Below are 24,372 nucleotides of genomic sequence, written 5' to 3'. Positions count from 1 at the left end.
CTGACAGTTGGTGCTGTCCGATGAGGAGGTGGAGCGTTTGAGTCTTCTATGGGTTTTTTATGAGGAAGATTATCAAACCGTCCGTTTAGATGAGCAGTTCAACCGAGAAGCTGTGATTGGACCTGAAATAGAGCATACAGTAACGATTCCTTCCCTTTCGTTTGATGAAGGGTTGATTCGTTTATCTCCAGATGAAACGAATGACGGCTTTTCTCTTTATCAGGGCGAAAAAAAGAAAGGTCACTTACTTCCACATGAACCATATCAGGTTGGTTCACTCACACTCATGTTGATGGATTCACATCATGATCAATCCATTTATTACCTAGGAAATAGAGTCGAAGTGACTATTTCAAGTGAAGAAATAGATGAAGCGGATGTGTGGAAAGAACAAGCCCATTCAATGTTTCAAGATGCCAAATCCTTCACGTTGGAAAAAATAGAAGGCACTTGGTATGTCATTCCCCAAGATGAGACGATCTATGTGAACGGGAAACAGTTGCACGGTCCACAGCAGCTTCTTGCTGGAGATGAGCTGTTTTGGAACTTTTTGACGTTGTCATTGAAAGATGATGATTTATTGCAAGTAACAGCATTTGAACCATTTCAAACACGTTTAGAAAAAACAAGGCCGCCGAGTACCGAAACGAAACAAAAATATCCTTTATATAGACGAACACCACGTTTGATTTACGATCTGCCAGATGACCGGGTGTCTTTCAGCTTTCCTTCACAGGAGAGTGAAAATAATGGCAGAGGACTTTGGCTCGTGGTTCTTCCACCGCTTGTCATGCTGATTGTCATGGGGATCGTGGCCCTTGTACAGCCGCGAGGCATCTTTATTGTCGTGTCGATGGCGATGTTTATTATGACGTTAATTACTTCGTCCGTTCAATATTTTAAAGAGAAATCACAGCGCAAAAGACGAGAAGAGAAGCGGCAACGCGTTTACTCGCTTTACTTAGAAAATAAGCGGAAAGAGCTGCAAGAGCTGTATGACCGTCAACAATTTATTTTAACGTATCATTATCCGTCTTTTGAACAAATGAAATATTTGACGTCAGAAATCAGCGGGCGTATTTGGGAAAAGACGCTTGTCAGTGATGATTTTTTACAGCTGCGTCTCGGGACAGGTGCAGTTCCTTCAAGTTATGAATTATCGACGAGCGGCGGCGATATGGCCAATCGTGACATCGATGACTTAATGGAACAAACACAGCATATGCAAAACGTCTATCGCGAGGTAAAAGATGTACCGATTACGTTCGGTCTTGCGGACGGTCCAACCGGATTAATAGGAAAACCGGCAATTGTCAAAAATGAGCTTCACCAGCTTGTCGGCCAGCTTGCTTTCTCGCACAGCTATCATGATTTGAGATTTGTTTTTATCTTTAATGAACAGGAGTATGAGAACTGGGAATGGATGAAATGGCTGCCGCACTTCCAACTTCCTCATACATACGGGAAAGGGTTTATATATAACGAACAAACACGTGATCAGCTCTTGTCTTCTATTTATGAAATTTTGCGAGAGCGTGATCTGGAAGAGGAAAAAGAGAAAAAAATCTTTACGCCTCACTTTGTGTTTATCGTGACAAACCATGAACTCATTGCGGAACATGTGATTTTAGAATACCTAGAAGGCAGCCGGACGGATTTAGGCATCTCAATTATCTTTGCGGCAGAAACAAAGGAAAGCTTGGCTGAAAATATTTCAACGCTTGTTCGTTACATTAACGAAGAAGAAGGAGATATTCTCATTCAGCATAAGAAGGCCGTACGAATTCCATTTCAGCTGGATGCACATGAGCGAGCGGACAATGAGCTGTTTGCCAGAACCTTAAGAACATTAGATCATCAAGTCGGGATGACCAACTCAATTCCAGAAACGGTCTCCTTCCTTGACCTGTTTCATGCCAAGCAGGTAGATGACATTGGCATTCGTGAAAAATGGCTGACATCTGAAACAGCAAAGTCATTATCTGTGCCTATCGGTTATAAAGGAAAAAACGATATTGTCGATCTGAATCTGCATGAAAAAGCACATGGCCCACATGGTCTATTAGCAGGAACAACGGGATCAGGAAAAAGTGAGTTTTTACAGACGTATATTTTATCCTTGGCTGTACACTTTCACCCGCATGAAGTGGCGTTCCTGCTCATTGATTACAAAGGAGGCGGAATGGCACAGCCGTTCCGAAATATTCCACACTTACTTGGTACGATCACAAACATTGAAGGCAGCAAAAACTTTAGTGAAAGAGCGCTTGCCTCTATTAAAAGTGAACTGAAGAAAAGACAGCGCTTGTTTGATCAGTATCATGTGAATCATATCAATGACTATACGAAACTCTATAAAGAGAAAAAGGCGGAACAGGCGATGCCTCATTTGTTCTTAATCTCTGATGAGTTTGCTGAATTAAAAAGTGAAGAGCCAGATTTTATTAGAGAGCTTGTCAGTGCTGCGCGGATTGGACGAAGTCTCGGTGTCCATCTCATTTTAGCGACACAAAAGCCTGGCGGGGTCATTGATGATCAAATTTGGAGTAACTCCCGCTTTAAAGTCGCATTAAAGGTACAAGATGCATCAGACAGTAAGGAAATTTTGAAAAATAGTGATGCAGCGTCGATTACCGTGACAGGTCGTGGATATTTACAAGTGGGGAACAATGAAATCTATGAATTATTCCAATCGGCGTGGAGCGGTGCACCGTATATGGAAGATGGCTACGGATCAGAAGATGACATTGCCATTGTAACGGACACTGGACTGATCCCATTATCAGGGGTAAGTACAGAGCCGGCTGTGAAAAAAGAGACAGTGACGGAAATTTCCGCTGTTGTGGATGAAATTGAACGTATGCAGCAGGAGCTTGGAATTGAAAAGCTTCCGAGTCCATGGCTTCCACCGCTTGAAGAGCGGATTCCAAAAACACGTTATGCATCAAGTGAAGAGCACGTCTTCCATTTCGCTCTTGTCGATGAGCCAGATCAGCAAAGCCAGCATCCACTTTCTTATCAAATGATGGAGGATGGAAATATTGGCATCTTCGGTTCATCCGGCTACGGCAAATCACTTGCTGCAACCACACTGCTTATGAGCTTCGCAGAAAGATATTCACCTGAAGAATGGCATGCATATATTTATGACTTCGGTAACGGCACCTTGCTACCGCTTGCCAAACTTCCGCATACGGCTGATTATTTCTTAATGGATCAAATGAGAAAGATTCAAAAGTCGATGAAGCGTCTTCGTGAAGAGGTTGAATATCGCAAGCGTTTATTTAGACAGCAGGAAATGAGTCATATCAAAATGTACAATGCGCTGAATGAGAAAAAGCTTCCATTCATATTTATCGTGATTGACAACTTTGACATTGTGAAAGACGAAATGCATGAACTCGAATCTGAATTTATTCAGTTAAGCCGTGATGGACAATCGTTAGGCATTTATTTCTTAATCACAGCGACTCGTGTCAACGCAGTCCGTCAATCTCTTATGAACAACTTGAAAACAAAGATTGTCCATTACTTAATGGATCAAGGAGAGGCATACTCCATTATTGGCAGACCGAAATTCAGCTTAGAGCCGATTCCAGGACGAGTCATTATCAACAAAGAAGAGCTTTACTTTGCCCAAATGTTCCTGCCAGTTGAAGGAGAGAACGATCTCGAATTGTTTGAGCATTTAAAACAAGAGATCCAGCTTCTAGATGCTCGCTTTGAATCAGCTGAAAAACCAAAACCTGTACCAATGCTTCCTGAAAAACTGACCATTTGGGAGCTAGAGAGTCGCTTAGAAGAACAAAAACAGCCGTATGACATTCCAGTCGGACTAGATGAGGAATCTGTTGCACCTGTTTACTTTGACTTGAAGAAGAATAAACACTGCCTCATCATCGGTCAAACGCAGCGAGGGAAAACAAATGTGACCAAACTGATGCTTGATCAGCTATTAGTAGCAAAACCTGAGAAGCTGGCCGTCTTTGATTCGATTGATCGGGGGCTCTCTCATTATGCAAAAGAAGAGAACATTGATTACCTTGAAACAAAGGATGATATCACAGAATGGGCAGAGGAAATAGATCGTTTATTCAAGGTGCGTGAAGAGATGTACGTCGAAGCTGTGCGCCGAGGAGAGACTGATCAGTTGTCGTTCTCTCAAATTGTGCTTGTGATTGATGGCATTACGCGTTTTCAGCAGACAATCGACCCGCGTCTTCAAGATCAATTGGCTGATTTCATGAAGTCATATGCACACTTAGGCTTCAGCCTGATCGCGTCAGGAAATCATACCGAATTCAGTAAAGGCTATGATGCACTCACAAACGAAATCAAACAGGTTCGTCATGCCATGTTACTGATGAAAAAATCAGAGCAAAACATCATACCGCTTCCGTATGCAAGACAAGAACCAGAGATTCAGCCAGGCTTCGGATATTTGGTTGAAAACGGGAAAGAGAAGAAAATCCAGGTTCCTTTATGTGCGGTAGAAAGGAAGAGTGTTCAATGACAGAGCAGCAAAAAAGCTCCATCAAAATCGTGTCGACCATGATACTGATTCTCGTCTTGCCGGTTCTATTTTTCCATCTCATTGGGGATGATCCGGCAAAACAGAAAAAGAATGCCACACGTAACATTGCCGTGGTCAATGAGGATATGGGGGCGAGCGAAAGTGAAAATACCGCTCGTTTCGGACAGGATGTGGTGGCGGCATTATCAGAGCGTCCAGATTACACATGGACAGTCGTCAATCGAAGTGCGGCAGAAAATGGCCTGAAAAATAGAAAGTACGATGCAGTTCTCTATATTCCATCTGACTTCTCTAAAAATGTGCTGAGCTATGATAAGGATCATCCTGAGAAGGCATCTATCCAATTCTCAATCCAAGATCAGCTCAATGCAGTGAATAAAGAAAAAGTACAAAGAGAGCTAGAAAATGCTCAAAAGAAAATGAATGAACAAATGTCGACTTTATATTGGAGTTTTGTATCACAGGAAATCGGCAATGTCAGAGAAGAGTTTGAGCATATTGTTGGCAAAGAGGTCGAATTCCAAAACACGATGTACAACTTCTATAAGCCAAATTCAAACAAACTATCTGATGCCGTCCAGCAGCAGAAGAAACAAATAGAAGAACTAAAAAATGCGATGGCCGATTCACAAAAACAGTATAAAGACGGTTTAAGTACAACAGAAGAAGCGAAAAGCCAGCTGAAGGATTTCGTAAAAGTAGTCGATCAATATCAGCAGTATCAAGACAAACAAAAGGATCTCTTGATCAAAGCGCAATCGACAAGTAAAAAACAAATCCAGCAAGGACTCAAACAGCTTGCGGAGATTCAAAACCAAAATGCCCGCAGCTTTAGCGATCAAATGGGCGGACTCAAAACCGATATCAATGGGGTCCAAAGTCAGCTTAAAACAACGGACAGCGCAATTCAATCTGTTCAAAAGGCAAGAGAAGACGCAATCCCTAAGCAATCGTCGGGATTAACGGACCTTGTGAAGGCGTCTCAAGAAGAGCTGTTGAAGAATTATGAAGGTCAATACTTAGAGGCCTATAAAAGTAAGATCATCGCCTTGCAGAATAAGCTAGAGACAAAAAGGCAAGAGCTAATCAACGCACCCGAGCAGCCAGCTGATCCTGATGATGACGGGCAATCAGATCAAGATAATGAGAACCCAGAAGAGATTGGCATTAACTTAGATGATGAAACAAATGAACTCTCGCAAATTTCATCGGAAATGAACGATCTAGCTGATCAATTAGAAGATCAGACTGCACCTCCTACTAATGAAGATGATAAAGAGGGGGAAAATGGTCAGGATGCTGTTCAGCCAGATAACAGCAGCACGAATCAATCAAAAGATGACCTAAAAGCACTGTCTAATCGTTTAGAAGAAGTGAAAAAGAAGATTCAAGAAAAAGCGACCGCTCATAACGACCAATTGAAAGACAAAGTAAGTCAAATGAGTAAGGAGCTTGAAAGCCTCACGAAAAAAGTAGAGAAGCTTGAAAAGATGATTCTGAGGTTACAAGATCGATATAACGTCATTCCGAATGAAATCAAAAATCAGGAATCCTCTATTTTAAACAGAGTGCAAGAGCTGAAACGAGTAAACTCGCCGATTGGCAACACTTTGAATACGAAAATATTTGATCAAGAGTTTAAAACAAATTCAACAAGCACCAAAAAGTTAATGGAATACTCCAATCAACTGTCTCAGCTAGAGATGATGCTTGGGAATCTATATCAACCAACAAACAACTCATCTCTACTAGACACAAAAGGAGATGAAATCCAGTCCATCCTTTCCATCAAAAAAGAAGAAACGGAAAACTGGGATACACTCAAAAATCAGATGCTGACGTCAAATGATGATGTGTCTACCTTTATTGATGAGATGCAAAAATTCTCAGATGGCTACGCAGAATACATTTCGACTCAGCAGGCAAGTATGGAACAGGAGTTAAATGCCATTTCTGAAAGTGCGGACACAGTAGCTGAACAAATGGCTGATCAAGGAGATGCGGTGTATACAGCAGACCTTGCGGGCAGTTCGATTGTTGTGAGTGCACAGGATTCAATTGGTCAGGAAGTGCTTCGTCTTTCTGAAAATATGAGCTCGTTAACCGACCGCCAAAAAGGGGTGGCCGATTATACGAATAATATTGAAGAAAGTGTCACAACCGTCCAAGAAAAAGCAGACACGTTGAACGAAAACTGGAGTAAGAATGTCAATTCTACGAAGCTTGTTCAACAAGATTTAAAGGGTATTTTAGGCAACACTTTAGACGATCAAGGCAACAGCAACTATGTGTATAACCATTTAGCCAATCCGCTGAAAATTAGCGGCGATGTGCCAGAAGAAAAAACGCAGACTGTACCGCCAGTAGTCATTTTGGTTATTGTGATGATCAGCAGTTTGTTGATTGGCTTTTTTAGCTCGTACTATGCGTCAGCGCCAATGCTGGTCAAAGGTGCACTCTTTGGTATTTTAAATCTGCTAGTCGGGCTCATGATCAGCCTGTTTGGACTCAACATTTACAAACTAGCTGATGACCAAGCCATTCAATGGTCGATCTTTACGATTTTGCTGCTAGTGGCGTGCTCTGCCTTTATTCGCACAGCTTTCCTTTTCGGTTCAATTGCCGGATGGATGGCAGCAACGGCGCTTATTTTCTTCTTTGTTGCACCGTTAATTGATTTGGTCATGCCAAACTTCCATTTTACAAATCCAGTGACAGACGTGTATCTGTCCATCCAATATGGAAATGGAGACAACTTCGGTATGGGCATCACAGGGCTACTGATTTTAACGATATTGTTCATGGTCATTCCACTAGTGAAGAAGCTATGGAAAGACAAAACAGAGGAACGTGATGTCACTCATGAGGCTTAATCTATTCGTCAAAGGGATGGCACTTGGTGTCATATCCCTTTTTCTCCTCAGTCCTGCTGCTTTTGCTGCTACAGGTGAAGATACGGATACGAATGTCAAGCCGAATGAATATCAAGAAAAGAACCTCAATATTAATTCGAGTATATTGAGGGATCAAACGAAATACGAACAAAGCAAAACAACATCTAAAGTCAAAACGGACATTCACTTTGCTGACCCGCCTAAGACCTCTGGTGGTCAACTTTCGCCGCAGCTTTTTAGTGATCTGAAAGACAATCCGCCTAAAACGCCAGCTCGTATGATGAAAGAGATGGATATCTCTTTCAGCGATTCGGCTGTATCAACGCCTTCTGGCGATGATCATGAAAAGCAGAGATCGGCACTTCTGCCAATCATTTTTGGCATCTTGATCGCCTTTGGCATCATTGTCATGATCATTCTCATTCCAAAGGTGAATGTGAAGACGGAAAAGAAATAGCCTGCCTTATGAAAAGGGCAGGCTTTTCTTTATGCAGATTGCTTGATGTGATACCGATTCACTATTTAAAATAGTGTTATCAAGGGAGGAGATTGTCATTCGAATTTCAATCGTCACAGGCGGATCAAAAGGATTTGGTTTAGCACTTGTCAAACAGCTACTTTCACGCGGGGATAACGTGTATACCGCTGCAAGAAGTGAGTCGCCACTATCCCATCCACACCTCACGCATTCACAGGTCGATCTCACTGATGAGGAATCGGCTGCAAAGTGGCTTCAGGGCATCTTGTCCTCGCAATCTCTCGCAGACGCTTATGACGTCTTGCTTGTCAATAATGCAGGAATGGTGACTCCTATCAAGCGTGCAGGGCAAGGCGGAGAGGATACGCTTCATCAGCATTATACGCTGAACCTTGTCATCCCTGTTTTGCTCAGTCATGTGTTTGTGAGAGAGACACAATCTCTTGAAGGGAAGAAAACCATCGTGCATCTTTCTTCTGGAGCAGCTAAAAATCCGTACAAAGGATGGAGTGCCTATTGCAGTTCAAAAGCAGGGCTTGATATGTTTATGAGAACTTTACATGAGGAACAGCAGGACGAAGCATATCCTGTCACCACGTTTTCCTTTTCACCCGGTACGATTGATACGGATATGCAGGGAGAGATTCGGAAATCCTCCAAACAGGACTTTGAACAAATTGAGCGGTTTCAGCAATTACATGAAACAGGTACGCTAAAGAGCCCAGATGAAGTGGCCGGTATTTTACTAGACCTTCTAGCAGATGACCCAGCTGGCGGTTGTGTATACGATGCCCGTGAGTATGGAAAAAAGCAGTCATAACGGCTGCTTTTTTCGTATTGTACAAGCAAAGACAGCTTATTGAGCATAAGCTAATTTTGAGACTCATCGGAAATATGACAGAACATTTGAGTTTCTTTTCAGAATATGTTAGGATGCTAAAAATATAGATAAGGAGGGGTTTCCATGAGAAAGGTTACATTAATGGATGTTTACACCCATCCAGTCGCTCAAAAATATTTAAATCGTTCTGGAAAAGCCCACGCCATTGCTTGTGCTTATCACGCATTCAAACTGGCGATGCAGGCGGGTATTAACCCGGATCTTGCTGTGAAAGCAGCACTCTTGCATGACATCGGCCACTATGAATGGTATACAGCAGGCGGAGAATGGGATTACGAGACATATAGACGGAATGATATTCATGCCATTAAAGGGGCAGAGCGGGCACATAAACTGCTCATACGGCTAGGCGAGGAACCAAAAGCAGCCAAAGAGATTGCCCTTGCGATTTTGCTTCACACAGATTCATATTTGCCAGAGGGCGACCTGCATAAGGACACACTCCAGCAAATTGTGAAGAAAGCAGATGAAATGGACGAAGAGCCTGGTGGACACCACCATTACAGACAAATAGATGAATCACTTGCGCTCAAAAAAATTGCTGATTTGGATGAGAAAGTGCAGCAGGCGCTTCAGCCCATGAAACGCTCTGTTTAATATGGAATATCTCCATGAATCGTTCCGTGCTGATCCACATACAATGTGCGAATCACAGTACGGTTAAATGCCGATGTCCCTGACGCAGTGAGACCTGTGTAATGAACCGTGACGGAATAAGCACCTTCTTTTTTCAATTGAACGGCTGATGAAGAGCTCGTTTTCAGTGGATGATCCTTCTCGGCATCTTTAAAATAAATGGTCTCTACAGTTTTGCTTAATCGTTTAATCAGCTTGCTCGAATGTGTCGATGCATCTCCTGATTTCGCTGCAGCGATTTTGATTTCTTCATTTAATGGTGAATCAAAGGATACAAGTAGCAAATAAGGATCCTTTTTTCCTGAATTTGATCGAATCGTCCATTTTCCTGGAACGGGTTTATTGATTTGCACATGGTGTGAATAGGCGCCTTCATATGGGAATGATGCTTCCGATGTCGTCAAATTGGTTAAGACATCGCCATTTGGCGCAACGATTTCCGGATTGGCTTCCTGTCTTTCATTTAACCACTGAATCGATAGGCCATTCGTTCCTTCCTCTACATAGAACGCTTCTGTTTTATCCTTTTCACTTTCTCCACCTTTCACATAAACGTTTGTATTTAGCTCCGAAGAGACTGGTTCTTGCTCTTGTTCGTCTTCACTTTCAGCGCTTGCGGTACTTGCACGCAGCTGTGCCTGAAATACGGGGAACATGCTTGTGCCGTTTTTGATCGAAAAGTGATCCCACTTTCCTGTTAAAATATTGTTTGCATATGCTAGCTTTGTGCTGCTGACTGTCACAGCGCCATCGTTTGCACCAAAGCTTTTTAAATACATGCCGCCTAAATAAAGCACTCCGCCAAAGGTTCCCCATTCTGAACCAGAATAGGTTACATATTTATGAGGAAACATCTCCAGCCGGTCGGTTTCACTTCGAAAAGCTGCCATCATCCCGGTTTGCAGAGAATAGAGTGCGTCGCTCTTTTGTCCAAGGATTTGCGCAAGCCAGCTTCCGCCTTTGCTATAGGCTAAATCCGCAAGCGGCGTCCCATAATGTGGAGAGCCAAGTGTGATGACTTTCTCTACATATGGATGAGCGTTGTAATACACGAGTGCAGCCTGCGTATCCACTCCGCCTTTACTATGACCGATTATGATCAGTTTTCTGCCGAAAAATTCATAGATTTCTTTTAACTTTTCTGCTAATAGTTTCCCATTCTTTTTCATGTCCTGATCTGGATATAAATCTATGAACGCGCTTTCGTATCCGTTCAGAACAGCTTGTTTTGCCATATCGTTTCGATCAGACCATGTGGAGGAAGAACTGTTTATGCCATGTACAAAAACAAGTGGGGGTTTTGACAGGTCTTTTTGTACCGGTTCTTCTCCTTTAAACCACTTCCCTGGTGTACCAGGTGCATCTCCAATTGTGCCTGCGTGCGCATAACTTGCAGAGGATAGTAAGAGCATGACAGCAACGATACAGATTAATTTTTTCAAGATCATTCACCTCTTCAAATAATTTAAGATGTTGGCAGCACCAATCTATTATACTTCTAAAAATTGTAAAAAAATACGAAATGTAAAAATACGGTAATAATGTTGTAGGTTTGCTGAGTGACACTCACATGGGTCATTGCATACGCTGTGGGTAAATACACAAGTAAAGGGGCAGGTAGCATGGCACAACAAGGAAGTCCACAGCTTGTTTCATTAGTTGATCCATATGTTTATCAAACATTGCAGAAAGTAGTCGGTATGAGATTGATTGTTCAAACAGTGAAAGATACAGTACGTGGAAAGTTGAAGGAAGTGATGCCGGATCATATTGTGATTGAGGCGGGGGCAAAATCAGTGTTTTATGTGCGGATCCAGCAAATCGTGTCGGTGATGCCTGATCACAGTGAAAGAGTGTAACAAGCAGACGCACAGGTGTCTGCTTTTTTCAATGCTTACAGAATGTATATCTGGAAAAAGTGCATGATATACCAATTGTTCTTTTTTTTTCAAAAAATATGGTTCTAAAACAAGAAGCAGTTGACAGAAGGTGGGTTGAATAGTAGTTTTTTAATAAGGTCAATACGTAACAGGAGGAGCATCTTTGTTAAAATCTAAAGTTCATTTTTGGACATTCCAAATATTACTGGTTTTACTGATTGTGTACGTATCAACAAAAGTTTCGTTTTTATTTCAGCCGATCATTTTATTTGCTTCAACGTTGTTTGTTCCTATTTTACTGGCTGGTATTCTCTTTTTCATCTTTAATCCGATTGTTCGATTTTTGTCGAAGAAGATACCTAGGACGCTCGCCATTCTGATTATTTATCTCCTATTCATCGGGCTTATCACGTTTATTGTCAATGCTGCTGGACCTGTCATTGTCACGCAGGTGGGTGGACTTGTCAAAAGTTTCCCAGGGTATGTCACGGACATGCAGAAATTTATCAACGATTTCTCGCATTCTAAAACATTTACGTGGATGATGAACCAAGATTATGTGTCTGTTTCGAAGTTTGAACAGTCGATCGTTTCGACATTAAAAGATTTACCGGAAAATATTGCTTCAAGTATGTCGGCGGTGTTTGGCGTGATTGCGAATATTGCCCTCGCTGTCATTACCGTTCCATTCATTTTATTTTACATGCTAAAAGACGGGCATAAGTTTCCGGACAAGCTCGTTCAATTTTTGCCAATGCCTTACCGTAAGGAAGGATTGAAGATTTTTAAAGAATTAAACGATACGCTTGCTGCTTACATACAAGGGCAAATCGTTGTTTGTTTATTTGTCGGAGTTGCTTGTTTTATCGGATACTTATTAATTGGTGTGAAATATGCGCTCATTCTCGGCATCATTATTGCGGTGACAAACGTCATTCCATATCTTGGGCCATATCTTGGTGCGGCACCAGCTGTGCTCATTGCTTTTCTTGATTCGCCTGGAAAAGCGGTTGTGACTGTTATTGTCATTCTTGTTGTTCAGCAGATCGATGGAAACGTCATTTCTCCATTGATCATTGGAAAACGTCTCAACACACATCCGTTAACAATTATCTTGCTATTAATTGGGGCAGGAAGTTTTGGCGGAATCCTTGGCATGATTTTTGCCGTCCCTGTCTATGCGCTACTGAAAGCCATCACACTCAATATTGTCAGATTGGTTCAACTGCGTCAGCGCTCTCGAAAAGAACAGCATTTAAACGTTTAGGGCAGATGCACAACTTTTCCCTTTTTGCATAACATAACTCACATAAGCGAATAGGGAGGAGAAGGAAGATGCCTGCGATTGTTGGACCCATCCATATTGAGTCTTTAGGCGGAAACGGCTCGGCTACTTTTGGTGACGTTCTCGCCATTGCCCCTTTGGCTGTAGATCACTCGACCGGTGGAGCGGGAGCTTTTAATTCAGGTGATTATATGTCCCTGACAAGCGATCCGAATGCCACCATGCTTTGGGACTTTACACTGTTTGGCCAGCCTCAATCATTTAATGCATAAAAGACAGCTGATCATATGACATATCAGCTGTCTTTTTTATGTTGGATAGACACGTATTGTTCCGCTAGGCATATGATGAGGGTAGTAAAGGTGGTGGAAAGATGCCAGCAATTGTTGGACCCATTCATATTGACCGTGTCATAGGAAACGGTTCTGCACATTTCGGCGATGTGTTTGCCATTTCGCCAAAAAGTGTGGATCATTCCGCTGGTGGTTCAGGCACCTATAATGCAGGAGATTTTGTTCAATTCTTCAACAATCCGAACGTCACATTTGTTTGGGATTCAAACCTGATCAGCCAGCAAAAGAGCTTTAACGCATAGCCAGCTTTGAAAGGGTCTCCTTTTCAGAAGCTGTCTTTTTTTATGGTACAATGGATAGAAGAAGGAAGAAGAAAAAGGGGGGTAAAACACATCAAATGAAAATAAGAAAAGCGCATCTGACAAGCGGGCAACCAACAACCTACAATGTATATTTACATGAAAATAAAAAAGAATATAAAACGCTTGTCGCTGTACCTGACATAGAATGGAGTATTTCTATTGCGTATGAAGACGAAAAAACGCAGCTTGAGCAAGCACTAGAACAATCTTTAAACAAAAGAGTAGAAATAGACGAAGCCCGTGAACTTGCACAAAAAATTGTGCACTGGGTCACAGAAATGTAAATTCAGAAACCAGGAGTGAACACAGCAATGAAAGAAGAATCCGTAGACTTTTATTTGCAGCAAGGGATATTTGGACATGCTGAAACAAAACCAGATGAACGAAGAATGTTTCTCGGCTCATTAAGAGAACGTGCTCTTCTCGCTCTGACAAAAGGGCAAGTATCGAGACATAAATCGTATCAAGAGGTAGAGCAAGTATTGAAGGCAAACCGAGAGGCCACTGTTCTTTTAAATGGTGAATTGTCATATGCTTCTTATTCTCCATATGTCAAAATGGCAAATGCCGCTGGTTGTTCTTTTAAAGTGGTCAACCATCACGAGTCACATTCACCTTTTGGGCTTGTGATAGAGGTGCCGCATGCGATCAATCAAGAGCATATCTATATAGAAGATGAGCTTTTTCAAAAAGCTTTTTCTCGTGAATCTGTTGAATAGGTTTCCCTAGTGAAATGAATAAGCTATAATGATTCAAAAGAGCATATGGGAGAGATGCGGATGGGCAAAGCATTGATTTGTATTGATTATACAGTTGATTTTGTTGCAGACGATGGAAAACTGACGTGCGGAAAGCCTGGACAGGCGATTGAGTCGAAGATCACAGAGATCACTTCTTCATTTATTGATGAAGGACACTTTGTTGTTTTTGCCGTCGATCATCATGAAGAGCAAGATCCATATCATCCAGAGACAAAGTTATTTCCGCCCCATAATATTCGCGGGACAGAAGGAATTGAACTTTACGGAAAACTAAGTTCACTATTTCACACGTCAACACATTTAAATCATGTCTATTATATGGAAAAAACAAGATACTCTGCTTTTGCAGGCACTCAATTAGAAATGAAACTGCGCGAGCGTGGCATCACTGAACTTCACCTAGCCGGCGTGTGTACCGATATTTGTGTACTTCATACAGCTGTTGATGCGTACAATAAAGGCTTTGAACTTGTGATTCATGAGAATGCCGTAGCGAGTTTTAATGAAGCGGGGCACGAGTGGGCACTTTCTCACTTTGAGCATACGCTTGGTGCGAAAGTGGTTAAGTAAGGGAAGGAGAATGGAAGTTGGAGCATCGGTTTATTGACGACAGTTTATCACTACATACAGATCTTTATCAAATTAACATGGCAGAAACGTATTGGAGAGACGGCATTCATGAGAAGAAGGCAGTCTTCGAACTCTTCTTTAGAAAGCTTCCATTTGACAACGGCTTCGCTGTATTTGCTGGTTTAGAGAAAGCGATTGAATATTTATCGGACTTCTCCTTCACCGAGAGCGACCTTGCATATTTAAAAGATGAACTCGGTTATAAAAGCGATTTCATTGAATACTTAAGCGGATTGTCTTTTACAGGGACACTTCATTCAATGCGAGAAGGAGAAATTGTCTTTGCGAATGAACCTATTATGCGTATCGAGGCAACACTTGTTGAAGCGCAGCTAATTGAAACGGCACTGCTCAACATCGTGAACTTCCAGACGCTAATTGCAACAAAGGCGGCTCGTATTAAAGGAATCATTGAAGATGAGACAGCATTAGAATTCGGAACAAGACGTGCGCATGAAATGGATGCAGCCATGTGGGGAGCAAGAGCAGCACTGATCGGCGGATTTCAGGCAACAAGTAATGTCCGTGCAGGGAAACGCTTCAATATTCCCGTATCAGGCACACATGCCCATGCCCTTGTACAAGCATATCGTGACGAATATACTGCATTTAGAAAATATGCCGAAACACATACAGACTGTGTCTTTTTAGTGGATACATATGATACGGTCAGATCAGGCATTCCAAATGCGATTAAGGTAGCGAAAGAATTCGGTGATAAAATCAACTTTATTGGGGTCAGACTTGATAGCGGAGACCTTGCCTACTTGTCTAAAAAGGCGAGAACGATGCTGGATGAAGCTGGATTCCATGACGCCAAAGTCATTGCATCAAGCGATCTTGATGAACACACCATTATGAACTTAAAAGCACAAGGTGCAAAAATTGATGTATGGGGTGTTGGAACGAAACTGATTACCGCATTCGATCAGCCAGCTCTTGGTGCTGTATATAAGCTTGTATCGATTGAAGAAAACGGTCAGATGAATGACACGATCAAAATTTCTTCTAATCCAGAGAAAGTGACAACACCAGGCCGTAAACGAGTGTATCGCATTATCAATCAATTGAATCATCACTCTGAGGGAGACTACATTGCACTTGAAGAAGAAGATGTTCAAAGTGAAGATAAGCTGAAAATGTTCCATCCAGTTCATACATTTATCAGCAAATTTGTGACAAATTTTGTGGCGAAGGACCTTCATGTCCCAATTTTTGAACAAGGGAAGCTGGTGTATGATAATCCAGATATCCAAACGATTCAAGCATATGTGCAGGACAGTCTCGGACTCTTCTGGGAGGAATACAAACGAATCAGCAAACCAGAAGAATACCCAGTCGATTTGAGTCAAAAATGCTGGGATAATAAGATGCAGTTTATCCATGATGTGAAAAATAAAATCAAAAAAGAGCTTTATGAAAGCTGATTACCCCGGGAAAGGAGATCATCAAGCCAGATGGTCTCTTTTTTTTCATGTTGGACGATTCAAAATGAACCTTATGGGCAATCATTTGGTATACTGAAAGCACATCTTGTTTGTCATTGCATAAAGGAGGAATGGAGCAGTTGAGGGTGTTTGTTGCAAGGCAGCCTATTTTTAACAGAAAAGAACAAGTCGTATCATACGAGCTGCTTTATAGAGATAGTGAAACCAATACATATAGCGCTGAAGATGGTGATCAAGCGACAACGGACCTCATTATCAATAGTTTTTTAAACATTGGCATCGAAACACTGACAGAAGGAAAACGATGCTACATCAATTTCACCGAAAGCTTGCTTTCGTCTGATCTGCTCACTTATTTTGATCCACATCAGCTTGTGATCGAAATATTAGAAAATGTACCGATTACCCCGGCACTTATTATGAGATGTAAGCAATTAAAAAAGTGGGGATACACGATTGCGCTCGATGATTTCTTTCTGAGCGGAACACATTTTCATGACAAGTTACTCGATGAACTCCTCTATTGCATTGATATTTTAAAAATTGATTTTCTGAAAACAACATGTGAAGAACGAAGAGACATTTTACATACATATAAAAAGTATAGACTTCGATTCCTTGCTGAAAAGGTAGAAACGCGAAAAGAATATGAAGAAGCGTTAGAAGCTGGCTTCCATTTGTTTCAAGGATATTTCTTTAGTGAGCCGCACGTCATTTCGGGACGAGCCTTATCGACTAGCTTCCACGCATACCATCAGCTATTGAATGAGCTGAGCAAGGAGCAGCCGAATATTCAGACCGTGACGCACTTTATAGAAAGTGATCTTTCCCTTTCATATCAATTATTAAAAATGCTGAATTCTGGCGGCATGAGACGTCTTTATCAAATCAAGAGCATTCGTCAGGCGATTATCCTGCTTGGGTTTAATGAAATACGGCGATGGATCTTTATCCTTTCATTTAAAGAACTGAATGTCCAAGCCAACTCAAGCCAAAAGGAAATCATCAAAATGTCGTTCATTCGTGCCAAAACGTGTGAACTCATTGCTAGTCGGACTGAACGAGAGCATCCCGCTTCTTATATGCTAACAGGTATGTTTTCACTTATTGATACGCTTGTCAGGGCGGACATTACTGAACTTGTGAAAGAACTGCCTCTTTCGGATGAAGTAGGTGAGGCACTGCTTGGCTATGAAAATGACTATTTCCTTGTGTTAGACGTTGCCAAACGTATTGAACGAAATGAATGGGATGATGAGATGTTAGGTGGAAGTCTCCCTAAGCAGGAAGCCTACGGCTGTTATATAGAAGCCATTGAATGGTGTCATAAAATGTTTGAATCTTAAGAAAAGCCGCTCACACTAGAGCGGCTTCTTTCTTTGTTATCCCCACTGTAAAAGTAGAAAAAGCCTGCTGGAAGAGAGGGATAAGTAAATACGGATGCCTTCTGGACTAAAGCGGATATCGATATTGCTTTTCACCCCAATCTGCTTCAGCATTCGAATCACACTTGCGGTGTCAGCACGTTCAGCAGCTTCCATGATTCGCTGTCCAAACGAAAGCGAACCGGAAATCTGCTGTGTAATGAGGGATGCATCAGCCACGAGACGGGTTGATTCCTTTGCAGCCTTTTGAAACGCATGAGCATCTACTGGAGGAAAAGTCATGGGTGTTCGCGGGTATGCGTTCCCTATTGCGGGAACCTGCAAAGGCGGATAAGGAACATAGTAAAACACATGGTCACCTCTTCTCTCATTGAAGTGAATTTGGACGGATATCTGTTCTAAATGTATGAAGAAAATCCGAATAAAGAATCAAAATGATCTTTCTACCTTTGCATATTCATCATAAAAATAGGTACTTTTGCGGTCAATTTCGGTGAATGTCGCCAAAAAATTGCGGTGTCTACAGTAGAGCCTGTCGTCTGACCTATAACATGAAAAACCGAGGAAACAGAGGGGATCGTACGTTCTGTATCATGAGAATTGTGACGAATGATGCCTGTTCATGTCGCAAAAATGACGTATTTCCTTTGAAATTGAGATAAAAGTATCATTTGAAAAGTCTGAAAATGATGAAAAAAGACCTATTGAATTTTGCGGTATCACGCACACATTTTGTGCATACTTTTCGGTGAAAAAATACTCAATAGCATTTACACTGTTAGTAACAGATCAAATACTTATGACCCAATCAACATACACAAATACATTGATCTTCCAAAAAAGGAGAGTGGAATCGATGGAAAAGTATGAAATCGAAGAACTTAAACAACTATTATGGAAACTTGAAAACGAAATTAGAGAAACAACGGCTTCTCTTCATAACATTAACAAAAGCATTGATCAATACGACAAATATGAATATGTGAAAATTTCTTAAAGACTTGATAACCATCAAGTCTTTTTTTTATCCAAATACATACAAAAAAAGGATATATTATTATATAATTGTTAAATAGTGATGTCAGTGGACATTTGCTTATTTCTTTTTAGTAAAATAAGAGGCGAGAGGGTGAGGATCAAGATCGAGTATGCTAAACTATCTAGAGAATACAAAAATCAAGCAGAAAATGTCTGATTTTATTCAACATGCAGTCAGGCAAAATGATTTACAAAAGCTGCTTCTCGAATTTACAGATATAAAGAATGAATTTCCTTTTGGGCAATTGGCTTACCAACATTATGAGGCATTTGGCGGACAAGACAAGCAAGCGATTACAAAACTGGCAGCAGGGATTGAACTTCTCATCTTATCTGCCGATATATTAGATGATATTGAAGATCAGGATAATGATTCGTATCCTTGGATGAAATGTCAGAGCGGAATTGCGATTAATGCGGCGAATGTTCTCTTTGCATTGAGTTTTGATGTGTTTTCAAAGCTTGATCATGGAGCGAAGCTTTTAAACAATGTATATTCTTATTCCATTCAGTCAATGCAAGGGCAGCATATAGATATGACACTGGAGCCAGAGAATGAGCAGGATTGTTTAAATATCATGAAGTTAAAAGCAGGGTCACTGTTTGTATTACCTTGTGTGTTAGGTGTTGTTTTGGCAACAGGTTCTTTTGAAAAGAAGGTAGAAGAATATGCTTATTACCTAGGAATGGCGGAACAGCTTGAAAATGACTATCTAGGTCTTTTTAATAAAGATAATATTGACTTTAAAAGAATGCAAACATTACCGCTAGTTTACTTGAAAAATGAGTTTAATCCATCTAGTTCAGACTTGCTCAGTTATTTTCAATCAAAGGATAAGAGTGCCGGCTCTGAAGAATTAAAGGATAAATTAAAAAAATCTGGTGCTCAACAATATGTATTTATTATGAGAAACCTTCTCAGAAATAAGTTTAAAGAAGCATTCAAGAAACTACATTTAGAGGCTTCAAAAAAGAAAAAACTGATACTTTTTTTAAATGGAGATGGAGAAGATGAAAATTCAGGAATTGGTTAGTTATTTAGTGGAGAATCCTTCAACATTAAATCAAATCGCTAATGGGAACGCATCATTGCTTCACGTTGATCAAGAAACTGCAAGTATTATTGTTGACGGATTCCAGAAAGAAGACGTTATTAAAGCAATCATATGGGCAACTGCTTGAGTAGATAAATATTATGAGAAAGTTTTACTCTAAGTTAACAGTTATATTAGTTATCCTTAGCTTCATCTATGTGATTTACATCTCTTATATCAACGTATTTAATATTTTTGTTGGAGCAGCTGTTAAGGAAAATAGTCACGGTCAACTTGAGGTAGTGGATGTCGATAATTTTACAGATAGCTATCTAGCTGGAGTTAGGAAAGGCGATATCATACTTGAAGTGAATGGGAATAAAAAACCAGTTGAAGAAGTTAAAAGAGGTTTTTTAGCTAATGTTAAAAGTTTAGTCGTTGATAGACATGGTGATAAAATTGATTTAGAGAATGTAAGGTTATTGAGTCAAGCGAATCTGTTTATTTATCTAATACCAGTCATTCTTTATTCCATCTGTCTATTTTGTATATTTATGATTTTAAAAATGAATAAAGCAAACCAAAAAGAGTCAGCATATATTTTAGCTTTATTTCTTTTGGCGGTGTCTATAGGTTATGTAAGTTCTGGTGGTTCTGGAAAAGGAGAGGCTATCAGTCGTATTCTTGTAATCGTTACAATGAATATTGTACCTCCACTATATATGCACTTTATGTATCAATATTTAAAAGAATTAGGAACAGAGATTATTCGTCGTCGAGTTCTTTTTTATTTGTACCTAGTTCCAGTTACTAACGTTTTATTAGTTTTATTCTATAAAAATAAAGCAGGACCAGTAGATCTATTAGCATATGTCAATTTACTTTCATTTTTTGTTCTGGCTTTCCTTTCGATTATTATCACTATAAGGGCTGCTAAAAAATTGAAAGACAATGAAGTCAGCAATGTACTTCGAGCATTTGCACTCATTTTAATCTCAGCATTCAGTCCATTCATGCTATTTTTTATCATTCCTTATTTTTTTGGTATATATTTTATTTCACCTTATGTTGTTGCATCGTTTGTTCTTTTAATTCCTTTTTTCTTAGTATACCAATTTATGTCAAATAAACTGTATAATGTTGATTTCTTTATGGGGAGGATTAAATACTACGGCTTTTTAGCGATTACACCAACAATACTAGTGGTTGTTATTTTTGATTTTATTCAAAAGCCAAATGCAAATTTCTATACAGTGAAATTTACGATTATCACGTACATTCTTATGCTCACCGTCTTCTACTTCAAAGAAATCATCGATTTCCGTTTTCGCCTGAAGCGTTTTTCGGAAAAGCATAATTATCAGGACAGCGTTTTTAAATTTACACAGCTTATTCGTGAGGCGTCATCACTTCATCAAGTATTATATCATTTAAAATACACCATCTTAGAAGTACTTGTTGTGAACAAAGCCTTTGTGCTTGAAGTGAAGGCAGATGGACAAATTGTTGAAATTGATGAATCAATAGAAGAAAGCCAGCTATGGAAAGAGTATGTAGATCAATTTCAAGATATTTTAGGTGAAGTTGGTAAAATCATCGGGTTGGATAAAGGATTCATGATGAAAATTGGTGAGCGGGGCGGTCACTCGTTTGTGATTTGCTGTTTATCTAATTTACGGACACCTAAGCTAACCCGCGATGAAATTTCATGGCTGAAAACATTGGCATTTTACACAAGTGTCAGTTTAGAAAATGTCGTCAAGATTGAAGAATTGATGGAGCATCTTGAGGATTTGAAACAGCGGGAAGCCAATCCCGCCTGGCTGAAGAAAGTCATGTTCGCCATGGAAGAGAAGCAGCGCTCAGATTTAGCGAGGGATCTTCATGATTCTGTGCTGCAGGATTTGATTTCACTGAAGAGACAGTCCGAGATGTTCTTAACCAATTTCCAAAACAACCAATGCCCAACATCTATTGAAAATTCATTGATCTCATGGAATGAACAAATGTCTAAGGTGATTCAAACTACGAGAGAAACATGTCATGAACTTCGGCCGCAGCTCCTCTATGATTTGGGGTTAGTGAAGGCAATTTCGAAGCTGACTTCGCAAATTCAAGAGGAAGCGCCATTTCATATTAGGCTGAATACAACCCGCTTTGATAAAGAATTGGACATTGATATTGACTCACAGCTGAATATTTACCGGATAGTGCAGGAGCTGCTATCCAATGCGTTGAAGCATTCTAAGGCCAGCCAAGTCTTAGTGATGCTCATTTGTATTAAAGATCAAGTTGTTCTCCATTATGAGGACGATGGAGTCGGATTTGATGCAAGCCAGCTTGATCAGCACACGATGAGCATGGGTCTTTCTGGCATAAGGGAACGAGTCAAAGCTCTAAATGGAAAGCTTCAAATTCACACAGCACCTGAAAAAGGGCTCAAGGTGAAAATTGAAATGGAATTGTAACGATTTCTTAAGGAATAAGACTTGGCATCTGCCAAGTCTTTTATATAAAATGGAAGTGAGTGATTTAAAGGGAGGAAGACATGAAGAAGATATTGGTCATTGATGATCATCCGGCTGTCATGGAAGGGACAAAAAGCATATTAGAATCAGATCAGCAGCTATCAGTCGATTGTTTAAGTCCTGATGCAGAAGGCGCCTTTTTAAAGACGCATGACTTTTCCATCTATGATGTGATCTTGATGGATTTAAATCTCGGGGATATCAATGGAATGGACATTGCCAAACAAATTCTAGAAACGAATCAACAAGTGAAAATTATCATTTATACAGGATATGAAGTAGATGATTATTTCGAAGAGGCCATTCGAGCTGGATTGCATGGTGCAATAAGTAAAACAGAGACAAAAGACAAAATCATTGAATACATACACCGCACATTGCAAGGAGAAGTTGTCATTCAGCTATCCTATTTAAAGAAATTAATTTCACAGCAGCAAGAGAAGCCAGAACAGGCGCAGCAGACGGATCATGAGCTGCTAACAGAGCGTGAATGTTTAATCTTAAGAGAAGTGGAAAAAGGGTACACAAACCAAGAGATCGCCGATGTGCTTCATTTGAGCAAACGCTCGATTGAATACAGTTTGACCTCCATCTTTAATAAGCTGAATGTTGGATCTCGAACAGAAGCGGTGTTAATTGCAAAATCGGAAAGTGTGCTGTAAACGTGTGAAGGGAGAGGGCCTTGATGGATGTGAGTGGTTCAAATACACTGCTTGAGGCACTGGGGATTGAGATTGTGGAATGCAATACGTCACGATGCGTGGCGACAATGCCAGTCGATCACCGAACAAAACAGCCATTTGGATTACTGCACGGAGGAGCATCAGCTGCTCTAGCAGAAACAGTGGCAAGCATGGGTGCCGCTGCTCATTTGGATTTAACGAAGCAGGTTTGTTCAGGTATTGAAATCAATGCCAATCATTTAAAATCTGTACGTGATGGAGTGGTGACAGCTACAGCTGTTCCTGTACATGTTGGACGGCGTACAATGGTATTCCAAATCGATATAAAAGATGATCGAGACCGTCATATCTGTACGTCAAGATGTACACTCGCTGTCATTGATCGCATATAAAAAAGCTCCCGGTGCAGCGGAAGCTTTTTTTAATACCCTTTTATGAACATGCAGGTAAAGTGAACAAGACCTGAATGTCAGGTTCTTCATTTATAAATAAGAGTCTTCTTTTCGTTTAATGACAAAGTTACGGAAACCGCCATAATCATCTTGGACACTTCGTTTGTCCATTTTCACACCAGTGTTATAAGCGGCTCTTCCGATCAAATGAGCGCCGACTGGTGCGGTCAGAAAGATAAAGACAATCCCAAGCAGGATTTTCGCAGAGATGATCCCTGCAAGAAACCATTCATGAAAGAATACACCAACTAAAATGAGAACAACACCAAGTGTCGATGCTTTTGATGCAGCATGCATACGTGTGTAAACATCCGGCAGGCGAAGGACACCAATGGCTGAAATCAAACAGAGGATGGCGCCAAGCAGAATAAAGAAAATCACGATCGCTTTAGCGATGACGATCATTTTCAATCACTTCCCCTTTCTCAAGGAATTTGGAAAAAGCGACAGTGCCGATAAAGGCAAGAATACCGAGCAGTAAAATAATTTCAAAGAACGTAGTGGTTTTCAGTAAGATAGACACGATGGCTGTCATCCCAATTAAATTGATTCCTATCGCATCAAGCGCACTAACGCGATCAGGGATAGAAGGTCCTTTGATGACCCGTATGACAAAAAGCAAAGTAGACAGCGCAAGAATTCCAAGTGACATTTGCAAGATCAGTTCCATTACTTACCGCTCACCTCCTGAATCGCTTTTTCAAATGATACCCGAATATCGTGGATGGCTTTTTCAGCATCTTCAATATCCATCGCATGAATGTATAAAATCGAACGATCATCGGAAATATCGATGACCAGTGTACCAGGTGTTAATGTAATCATATTGGCCAGTATGGTGATTTCCCAATCTGTTTTTAAATCTGTACGAAAGGCGAAAATACCAGGCTTGATCTTAAGCTTTGGAGATAACACCGTCTTGAGTACACTCAAATTGGCAAGAAGCAGCTCTCTGATAAAAATGATGACGAGCTTGAAAATCGCATAAAGGGCATAGCCGTAAAAACGTTGCGGGAAGAATCGCCGTAGCATAAAAATGGCGATCATCCCTAGTGCAAAGCCTGATACAAAGTCTGCAGCTCTGTATGTATCATTCATAAACATCCATGTAAAGGCGAGGAGAGCGTTTAATAATATTTGAAAGGCCATG

25 protein-coding genes are annotated in these 24,372 nt (G+C 40.6%); 20 read left to right on the top strand and 5 right to left on the bottom strand.

Going from position 1 to position 24,372, the window contains the following annotated elements; genetic code table 11:
* Positions 1-37: 37 nt before the first annotated feature.
* The 5 genes from essC to NSQ52_RS15250 all read left to right on the top strand — a co-directional run bounded on the left by essC (position 38) and on the right by NSQ52_RS15250 (position 9,404).
* On the top strand, positions 38-4,513 hold the full coding sequence (gene essC / locus NSQ52_RS15270) for a type VII secretion protein EssC (protein ID WP_251185040.1): 4,476 nt from the start codon (positions 38-40) through the stop codon (positions 4,511-4,513).
* Positions 4,510-7,407 carry a type VII secretion protein EsaA gene (gene esaA / locus NSQ52_RS15265; RefSeq protein WP_342473525.1) on the top strand — a complete coding sequence of 966 codons (2,898 nt, stop codon included), beginning with the start codon at positions 4,510-4,512 and terminating at the stop codon, positions 7,405-7,407. The genes essC and esaA overlap by 4 nt, the downstream gene beginning before the upstream one ends.
* Positions 7,388-7,885: a type VII secretion protein EssA gene (gene essA, locus NSQ52_RS15260; RefSeq protein ID WP_072368217.1), complete on the top strand. Its 498-nt coding sequence runs from the start codon at positions 7,388-7,390 to the stop codon at positions 7,883-7,885. Before esaA ends, essA begins: the two co-directional genes overlap by 20 nt.
* A 97-nt stretch (positions 7,886-7,982) precedes the next feature.
* Positions 7,983-8,726, top strand: a complete 744-nt coding sequence (locus tag NSQ52_RS15255) for a (S)-benzoin forming benzil reductase (protein WP_342474118.1) — start codon at positions 7,983-7,985, stop codon at positions 8,724-8,726.
* A 144-nt stretch (positions 8,727-8,870) separates the two neighbouring features.
* Positions 8,871-9,404, top strand: a complete 534-nt coding sequence (locus tag NSQ52_RS15250; RefSeq protein ID WP_007500462.1) for an HD domain-containing protein — start codon at positions 8,871-8,873, stop codon at positions 9,402-9,404.
* On the opposite strand, the gene NSQ52_RS15245 is transcribed toward NSQ52_RS15250, so the two are convergent.
* Complete coding sequence (locus NSQ52_RS15245) at positions 9,401-10,885, bottom strand: alpha/beta hydrolase (RefSeq protein WP_342473523.1); 1,485 nt, start codon at positions 10,883-10,885, stop codon at positions 9,401-9,403. The genes NSQ52_RS15250 and NSQ52_RS15245 overlap by 4 nt on opposite strands.
* Before the next feature lie 180 nt (positions 10,886-11,065).
* Here NSQ52_RS15245 and NSQ52_RS15240 point away from each other — a divergent pair, with 180 nt between their 5' ends.
* From NSQ52_RS15240 to NSQ52_RS15200, 9 genes are all read left to right on the top strand, one after another.
* Positions 11,066-11,302: a YuzF family protein gene (locus tag NSQ52_RS15240; RefSeq protein WP_003213721.1), complete on the top strand. Its 237-nt coding sequence runs from the start codon at positions 11,066-11,068 to the stop codon at positions 11,300-11,302.
* A gap of 184 nt (positions 11,303-11,486) precedes the next feature.
* Positions 11,487-12,590 (top strand): AI-2E family transporter, encoded by a 1,104-nt coding sequence (locus NSQ52_RS15235; protein ID WP_039168924.1) that lies wholly within the window; start codon positions 11,487-11,489, stop codon positions 12,588-12,590.
* 68 nt (positions 12,591-12,658) lie between these two features.
* The gene (locus tag NSQ52_RS15230) at positions 12,659-12,880 is read left to right on the top strand and encodes a spore germination protein (protein WP_008345880.1); all 222 of its coding nucleotides are present in this window, start codon (positions 12,659-12,661) and stop codon (positions 12,878-12,880) included.
* Positions 12,881-12,981: 101 nt separating this feature from the next.
* Positions 12,982-13,203: a spore germination protein gene (locus tag NSQ52_RS15225; RefSeq protein ID WP_008345878.1), complete on the top strand. Its 222-nt coding sequence runs from the start codon at positions 12,982-12,984 to the stop codon at positions 13,201-13,203.
* A 95-nt stretch (positions 13,204-13,298) separates the two neighbouring features.
* The gene (locus tag NSQ52_RS15220) at positions 13,299-13,547 is read left to right on the top strand and encodes a YueH family protein (RefSeq protein ID WP_024719734.1); all 249 of its coding nucleotides are present in this window, start codon (positions 13,299-13,301) and stop codon (positions 13,545-13,547) included.
* A gap of 27 nt (positions 13,548-13,574) precedes the next feature.
* Entirely contained in the window at positions 13,575-13,982 is a 408-nt protein-coding gene (locus NSQ52_RS15215; RefSeq protein ID WP_007500468.1) for a YueI family protein, read from the top strand.
* Between the two features lie 60 nt (positions 13,983-14,042).
* On the top strand, positions 14,043-14,594 hold the full coding sequence (locus NSQ52_RS15210) for an isochorismatase family cysteine hydrolase (RefSeq protein ID WP_008345872.1): 552 nt from the start codon (positions 14,043-14,045) through the stop codon (positions 14,592-14,594).
* 17 nt (positions 14,595-14,611) lie between these two features.
* Positions 14,612-16,081, top strand: a complete 1,470-nt coding sequence (locus NSQ52_RS15205; protein WP_007500472.1) for a nicotinate phosphoribosyltransferase — start codon at positions 14,612-14,614, stop codon at positions 16,079-16,081.
* Positions 16,082-16,221: 140 nt separating this feature from the next.
* Positions 16,222-17,448 carry an HDOD domain-containing protein gene (locus NSQ52_RS15200; RefSeq protein ID WP_035701209.1) on the top strand — a complete coding sequence of 409 codons (1,227 nt, stop codon included), beginning with the start codon at positions 16,222-16,224 and terminating at the stop codon, positions 17,446-17,448.
* A 36-nt stretch (positions 17,449-17,484) separates the two neighbouring features.
* Here the strand turns inward: NSQ52_RS15200 and NSQ52_RS15195 are convergent, their stop codons facing one another.
* Positions 17,485-17,838, bottom strand: a complete 354-nt coding sequence (locus tag NSQ52_RS15195; RefSeq protein WP_017367963.1) for a hypothetical protein — start codon at positions 17,836-17,838, stop codon at positions 17,485-17,487.
* 505 nt (positions 17,839-18,343) lie between these two features.
* Between NSQ52_RS15195 and degQ the strand changes: the two genes are divergently transcribed.
* The 6 genes from degQ to NSQ52_RS15165 all read left to right on the top strand — a co-directional run bounded on the left by degQ (position 18,344) and on the right by NSQ52_RS15165 (position 23,162).
* Positions 18,344-18,484 (top strand): degradation enzyme regulation protein DegQ, encoded by a 141-nt coding sequence (gene degQ / locus NSQ52_RS15190; protein ID WP_003213123.1) that lies wholly within the window; start codon positions 18,344-18,346, stop codon positions 18,482-18,484.
* Positions 18,485-18,635: 151 nt separating this feature from the next.
* On the top strand, positions 18,636-19,559 hold the full coding sequence (locus NSQ52_RS15185) for a polyprenyl synthetase family protein (RefSeq protein WP_008345863.1): 924 nt from the start codon (positions 18,636-18,638) through the stop codon (positions 19,557-19,559).
* Positions 19,537-19,707: a competence pheromone ComX gene (comX, locus tag NSQ52_RS15180; RefSeq protein ID WP_017358941.1), complete on the top strand. Its 171-nt coding sequence runs from the start codon at positions 19,537-19,539 to the stop codon at positions 19,705-19,707. Before NSQ52_RS15185 ends, comX begins: the two co-directional genes overlap by 23 nt.
* A gap of 13 nt (positions 19,708-19,720) precedes the next feature.
* Positions 19,721-22,027, top strand: coding sequence for an ATP-binding protein (locus NSQ52_RS15175; protein ID WP_073412603.1), 2,307 nt, complete (start codon positions 19,721-19,723; stop codon positions 22,025-22,027).
* An 80-nt stretch (positions 22,028-22,107) separates the two neighbouring features.
* Positions 22,108-22,749 (top strand): response regulator transcription factor, encoded by a 642-nt coding sequence (locus tag NSQ52_RS15170; protein ID WP_007500477.1) that lies wholly within the window; start codon positions 22,108-22,110, stop codon positions 22,747-22,749.
* A gap of 23 nt (positions 22,750-22,772) precedes the next feature.
* A complete protein-coding gene (locus NSQ52_RS15165; RefSeq protein ID WP_017358943.1) occupies positions 22,773-23,162 on the top strand; it encodes a hotdog fold thioesterase in 390 nt (129 codons plus the stop codon).
* Between the two features lie 90 nt (positions 23,163-23,252).
* Here NSQ52_RS15165 and mnhG read toward each other — a convergent pair whose 3' ends face one another.
* From mnhG to NSQ52_RS15150, 3 genes are read right to left on the bottom strand one after another with little or no spacing between them, the layout of a single operon-like run.
* Entirely contained in the window at positions 23,253-23,627 is a 375-nt protein-coding gene (mnhG, locus tag NSQ52_RS15160) for a monovalent cation/H(+) antiporter subunit G (RefSeq protein ID WP_003213369.1), read from the bottom strand.
* Positions 23,611-23,892: a Na(+)/H(+) antiporter subunit F1 gene (locus NSQ52_RS15155; protein ID WP_008345849.1), complete on the bottom strand. Its 282-nt coding sequence runs from the start codon at positions 23,890-23,892 to the stop codon at positions 23,611-23,613. Before NSQ52_RS15155 ends, mnhG begins: the two co-directional genes overlap by 17 nt.
* Positions 23,892-24,371 (bottom strand): Na+/H+ antiporter subunit E, encoded by a 480-nt coding sequence (locus NSQ52_RS15150; protein WP_008345848.1) that lies wholly within the window; start codon positions 24,369-24,371, stop codon positions 23,892-23,894. The genes NSQ52_RS15155 and NSQ52_RS15150 overlap by 1 nt, the downstream gene beginning before the upstream one ends.
* Between the last annotated feature and the right edge of the window lies 1 nt (position 24,372).

The sequence above is a fragment of the Bacillus sp. FSL W8-1141 genome (assembly GCF_038593205.1).
In the GTDB taxonomy this organism is placed as follows: Bacteria; Bacillota; Bacilli; order Bacillales; family Bacillaceae; genus Bacillus; species Bacillus altitudinis.
Note: the sequence above shows the minus strand (reverse complement) of the source record. Positions and strands in the feature narration are given on the sequence as shown.

What these genes read in the sequence shown, in the direction of transcription:
- NSQ52_RS15150 (WP_008345848.1), bottom strand. Translation starts at nt 24,371, where the DNA reads ATGGCCTTTCAAATATTATTAAACGCTCTCCTCGCCTTTACATGGATG.
- NSQ52_RS15165 (WP_017358943.1), top strand. Translation starts at nt 22,773, where the DNA reads ATGGATGTGAGTGGTTCAAATACACTGCTTGAGGCACTGGGGATTGAG.
- NSQ52_RS15230 (WP_008345880.1), top strand. Translation starts at nt 12,659, where the DNA reads ATGCCTGCGATTGTTGGACCCATCCATATTGAGTCTTTAGGCGGAAAC.
- NSQ52_RS15250 (WP_007500462.1), top strand. Translation starts at nt 8,871, where the DNA reads ATGAGAAAGGTTACATTAATGGATGTTTACACCCATCCAGTCGCTCAA.
- mnhG (WP_003213369.1), bottom strand. Translation starts at nt 23,627, where the DNA reads ATGATCGTCATCGCTAAAGCGATCGTGATTTTCTTTATTCTGCTTGGC.
- NSQ52_RS15240 (WP_003213721.1), top strand. Translation starts at nt 11,066, where the DNA reads ATGGCACAACAAGGAAGTCCACAGCTTGTTTCATTAGTTGATCCATAT.
- NSQ52_RS15155 (WP_008345849.1), bottom strand. Translation starts at nt 23,892, where the DNA reads ATGGAACTGATCTTGCAAATGTCACTTGGAATTCTTGCGCTGTCTACT.
- degQ (WP_003213123.1), top strand. Translation starts at nt 18,344, where the DNA reads ATGGAAAAGTATGAAATCGAAGAACTTAAACAACTATTATGGAAACTT.
- NSQ52_RS15210 (WP_008345872.1), top strand. Translation starts at nt 14,043, where the DNA reads ATGGGCAAAGCATTGATTTGTATTGATTATACAGTTGATTTTGTTGCA.
- NSQ52_RS15185 (WP_008345863.1), top strand. Translation starts at nt 18,636, where the DNA reads ATGCTAAACTATCTAGAGAATACAAAAATCAAGCAGAAAATGTCTGAT.
- NSQ52_RS15170 (WP_007500477.1), top strand. Translation starts at nt 22,108, where the DNA reads ATGAAGAAGATATTGGTCATTGATGATCATCCGGCTGTCATGGAAGGG.
- NSQ52_RS15175 (WP_073412603.1), top strand. Translation starts at nt 19,721, where the DNA reads ATGAGAAAGTTTTACTCTAAGTTAACAGTTATATTAGTTATCCTTAGC.
- NSQ52_RS15225 (WP_008345878.1), top strand. Translation starts at nt 12,982, where the DNA reads ATGCCAGCAATTGTTGGACCCATTCATATTGACCGTGTCATAGGAAAC.
- NSQ52_RS15215 (WP_007500468.1), top strand. Translation starts at nt 13,575, where the DNA reads ATGAAAGAAGAATCCGTAGACTTTTATTTGCAGCAAGGGATATTTGGA.
- essA (WP_072368217.1), top strand. Translation starts at nt 7,388, where the DNA reads ATGTCACTCATGAGGCTTAATCTATTCGTCAAAGGGATGGCACTTGGT.
- comX (WP_017358941.1), top strand. Translation starts at nt 19,537, where the DNA reads ATGAAAATTCAGGAATTGGTTAGTTATTTAGTGGAGAATCCTTCAACA.
- NSQ52_RS15220 (WP_024719734.1), top strand. Translation starts at nt 13,299, where the DNA reads ATGAAAATAAGAAAAGCGCATCTGACAAGCGGGCAACCAACAACCTAC.
- esaA (WP_342473525.1), top strand. Translation starts at nt 4,510, where the DNA reads ATGACAGAGCAGCAAAAAAGCTCCATCAAAATCGTGTCGACCATGATA.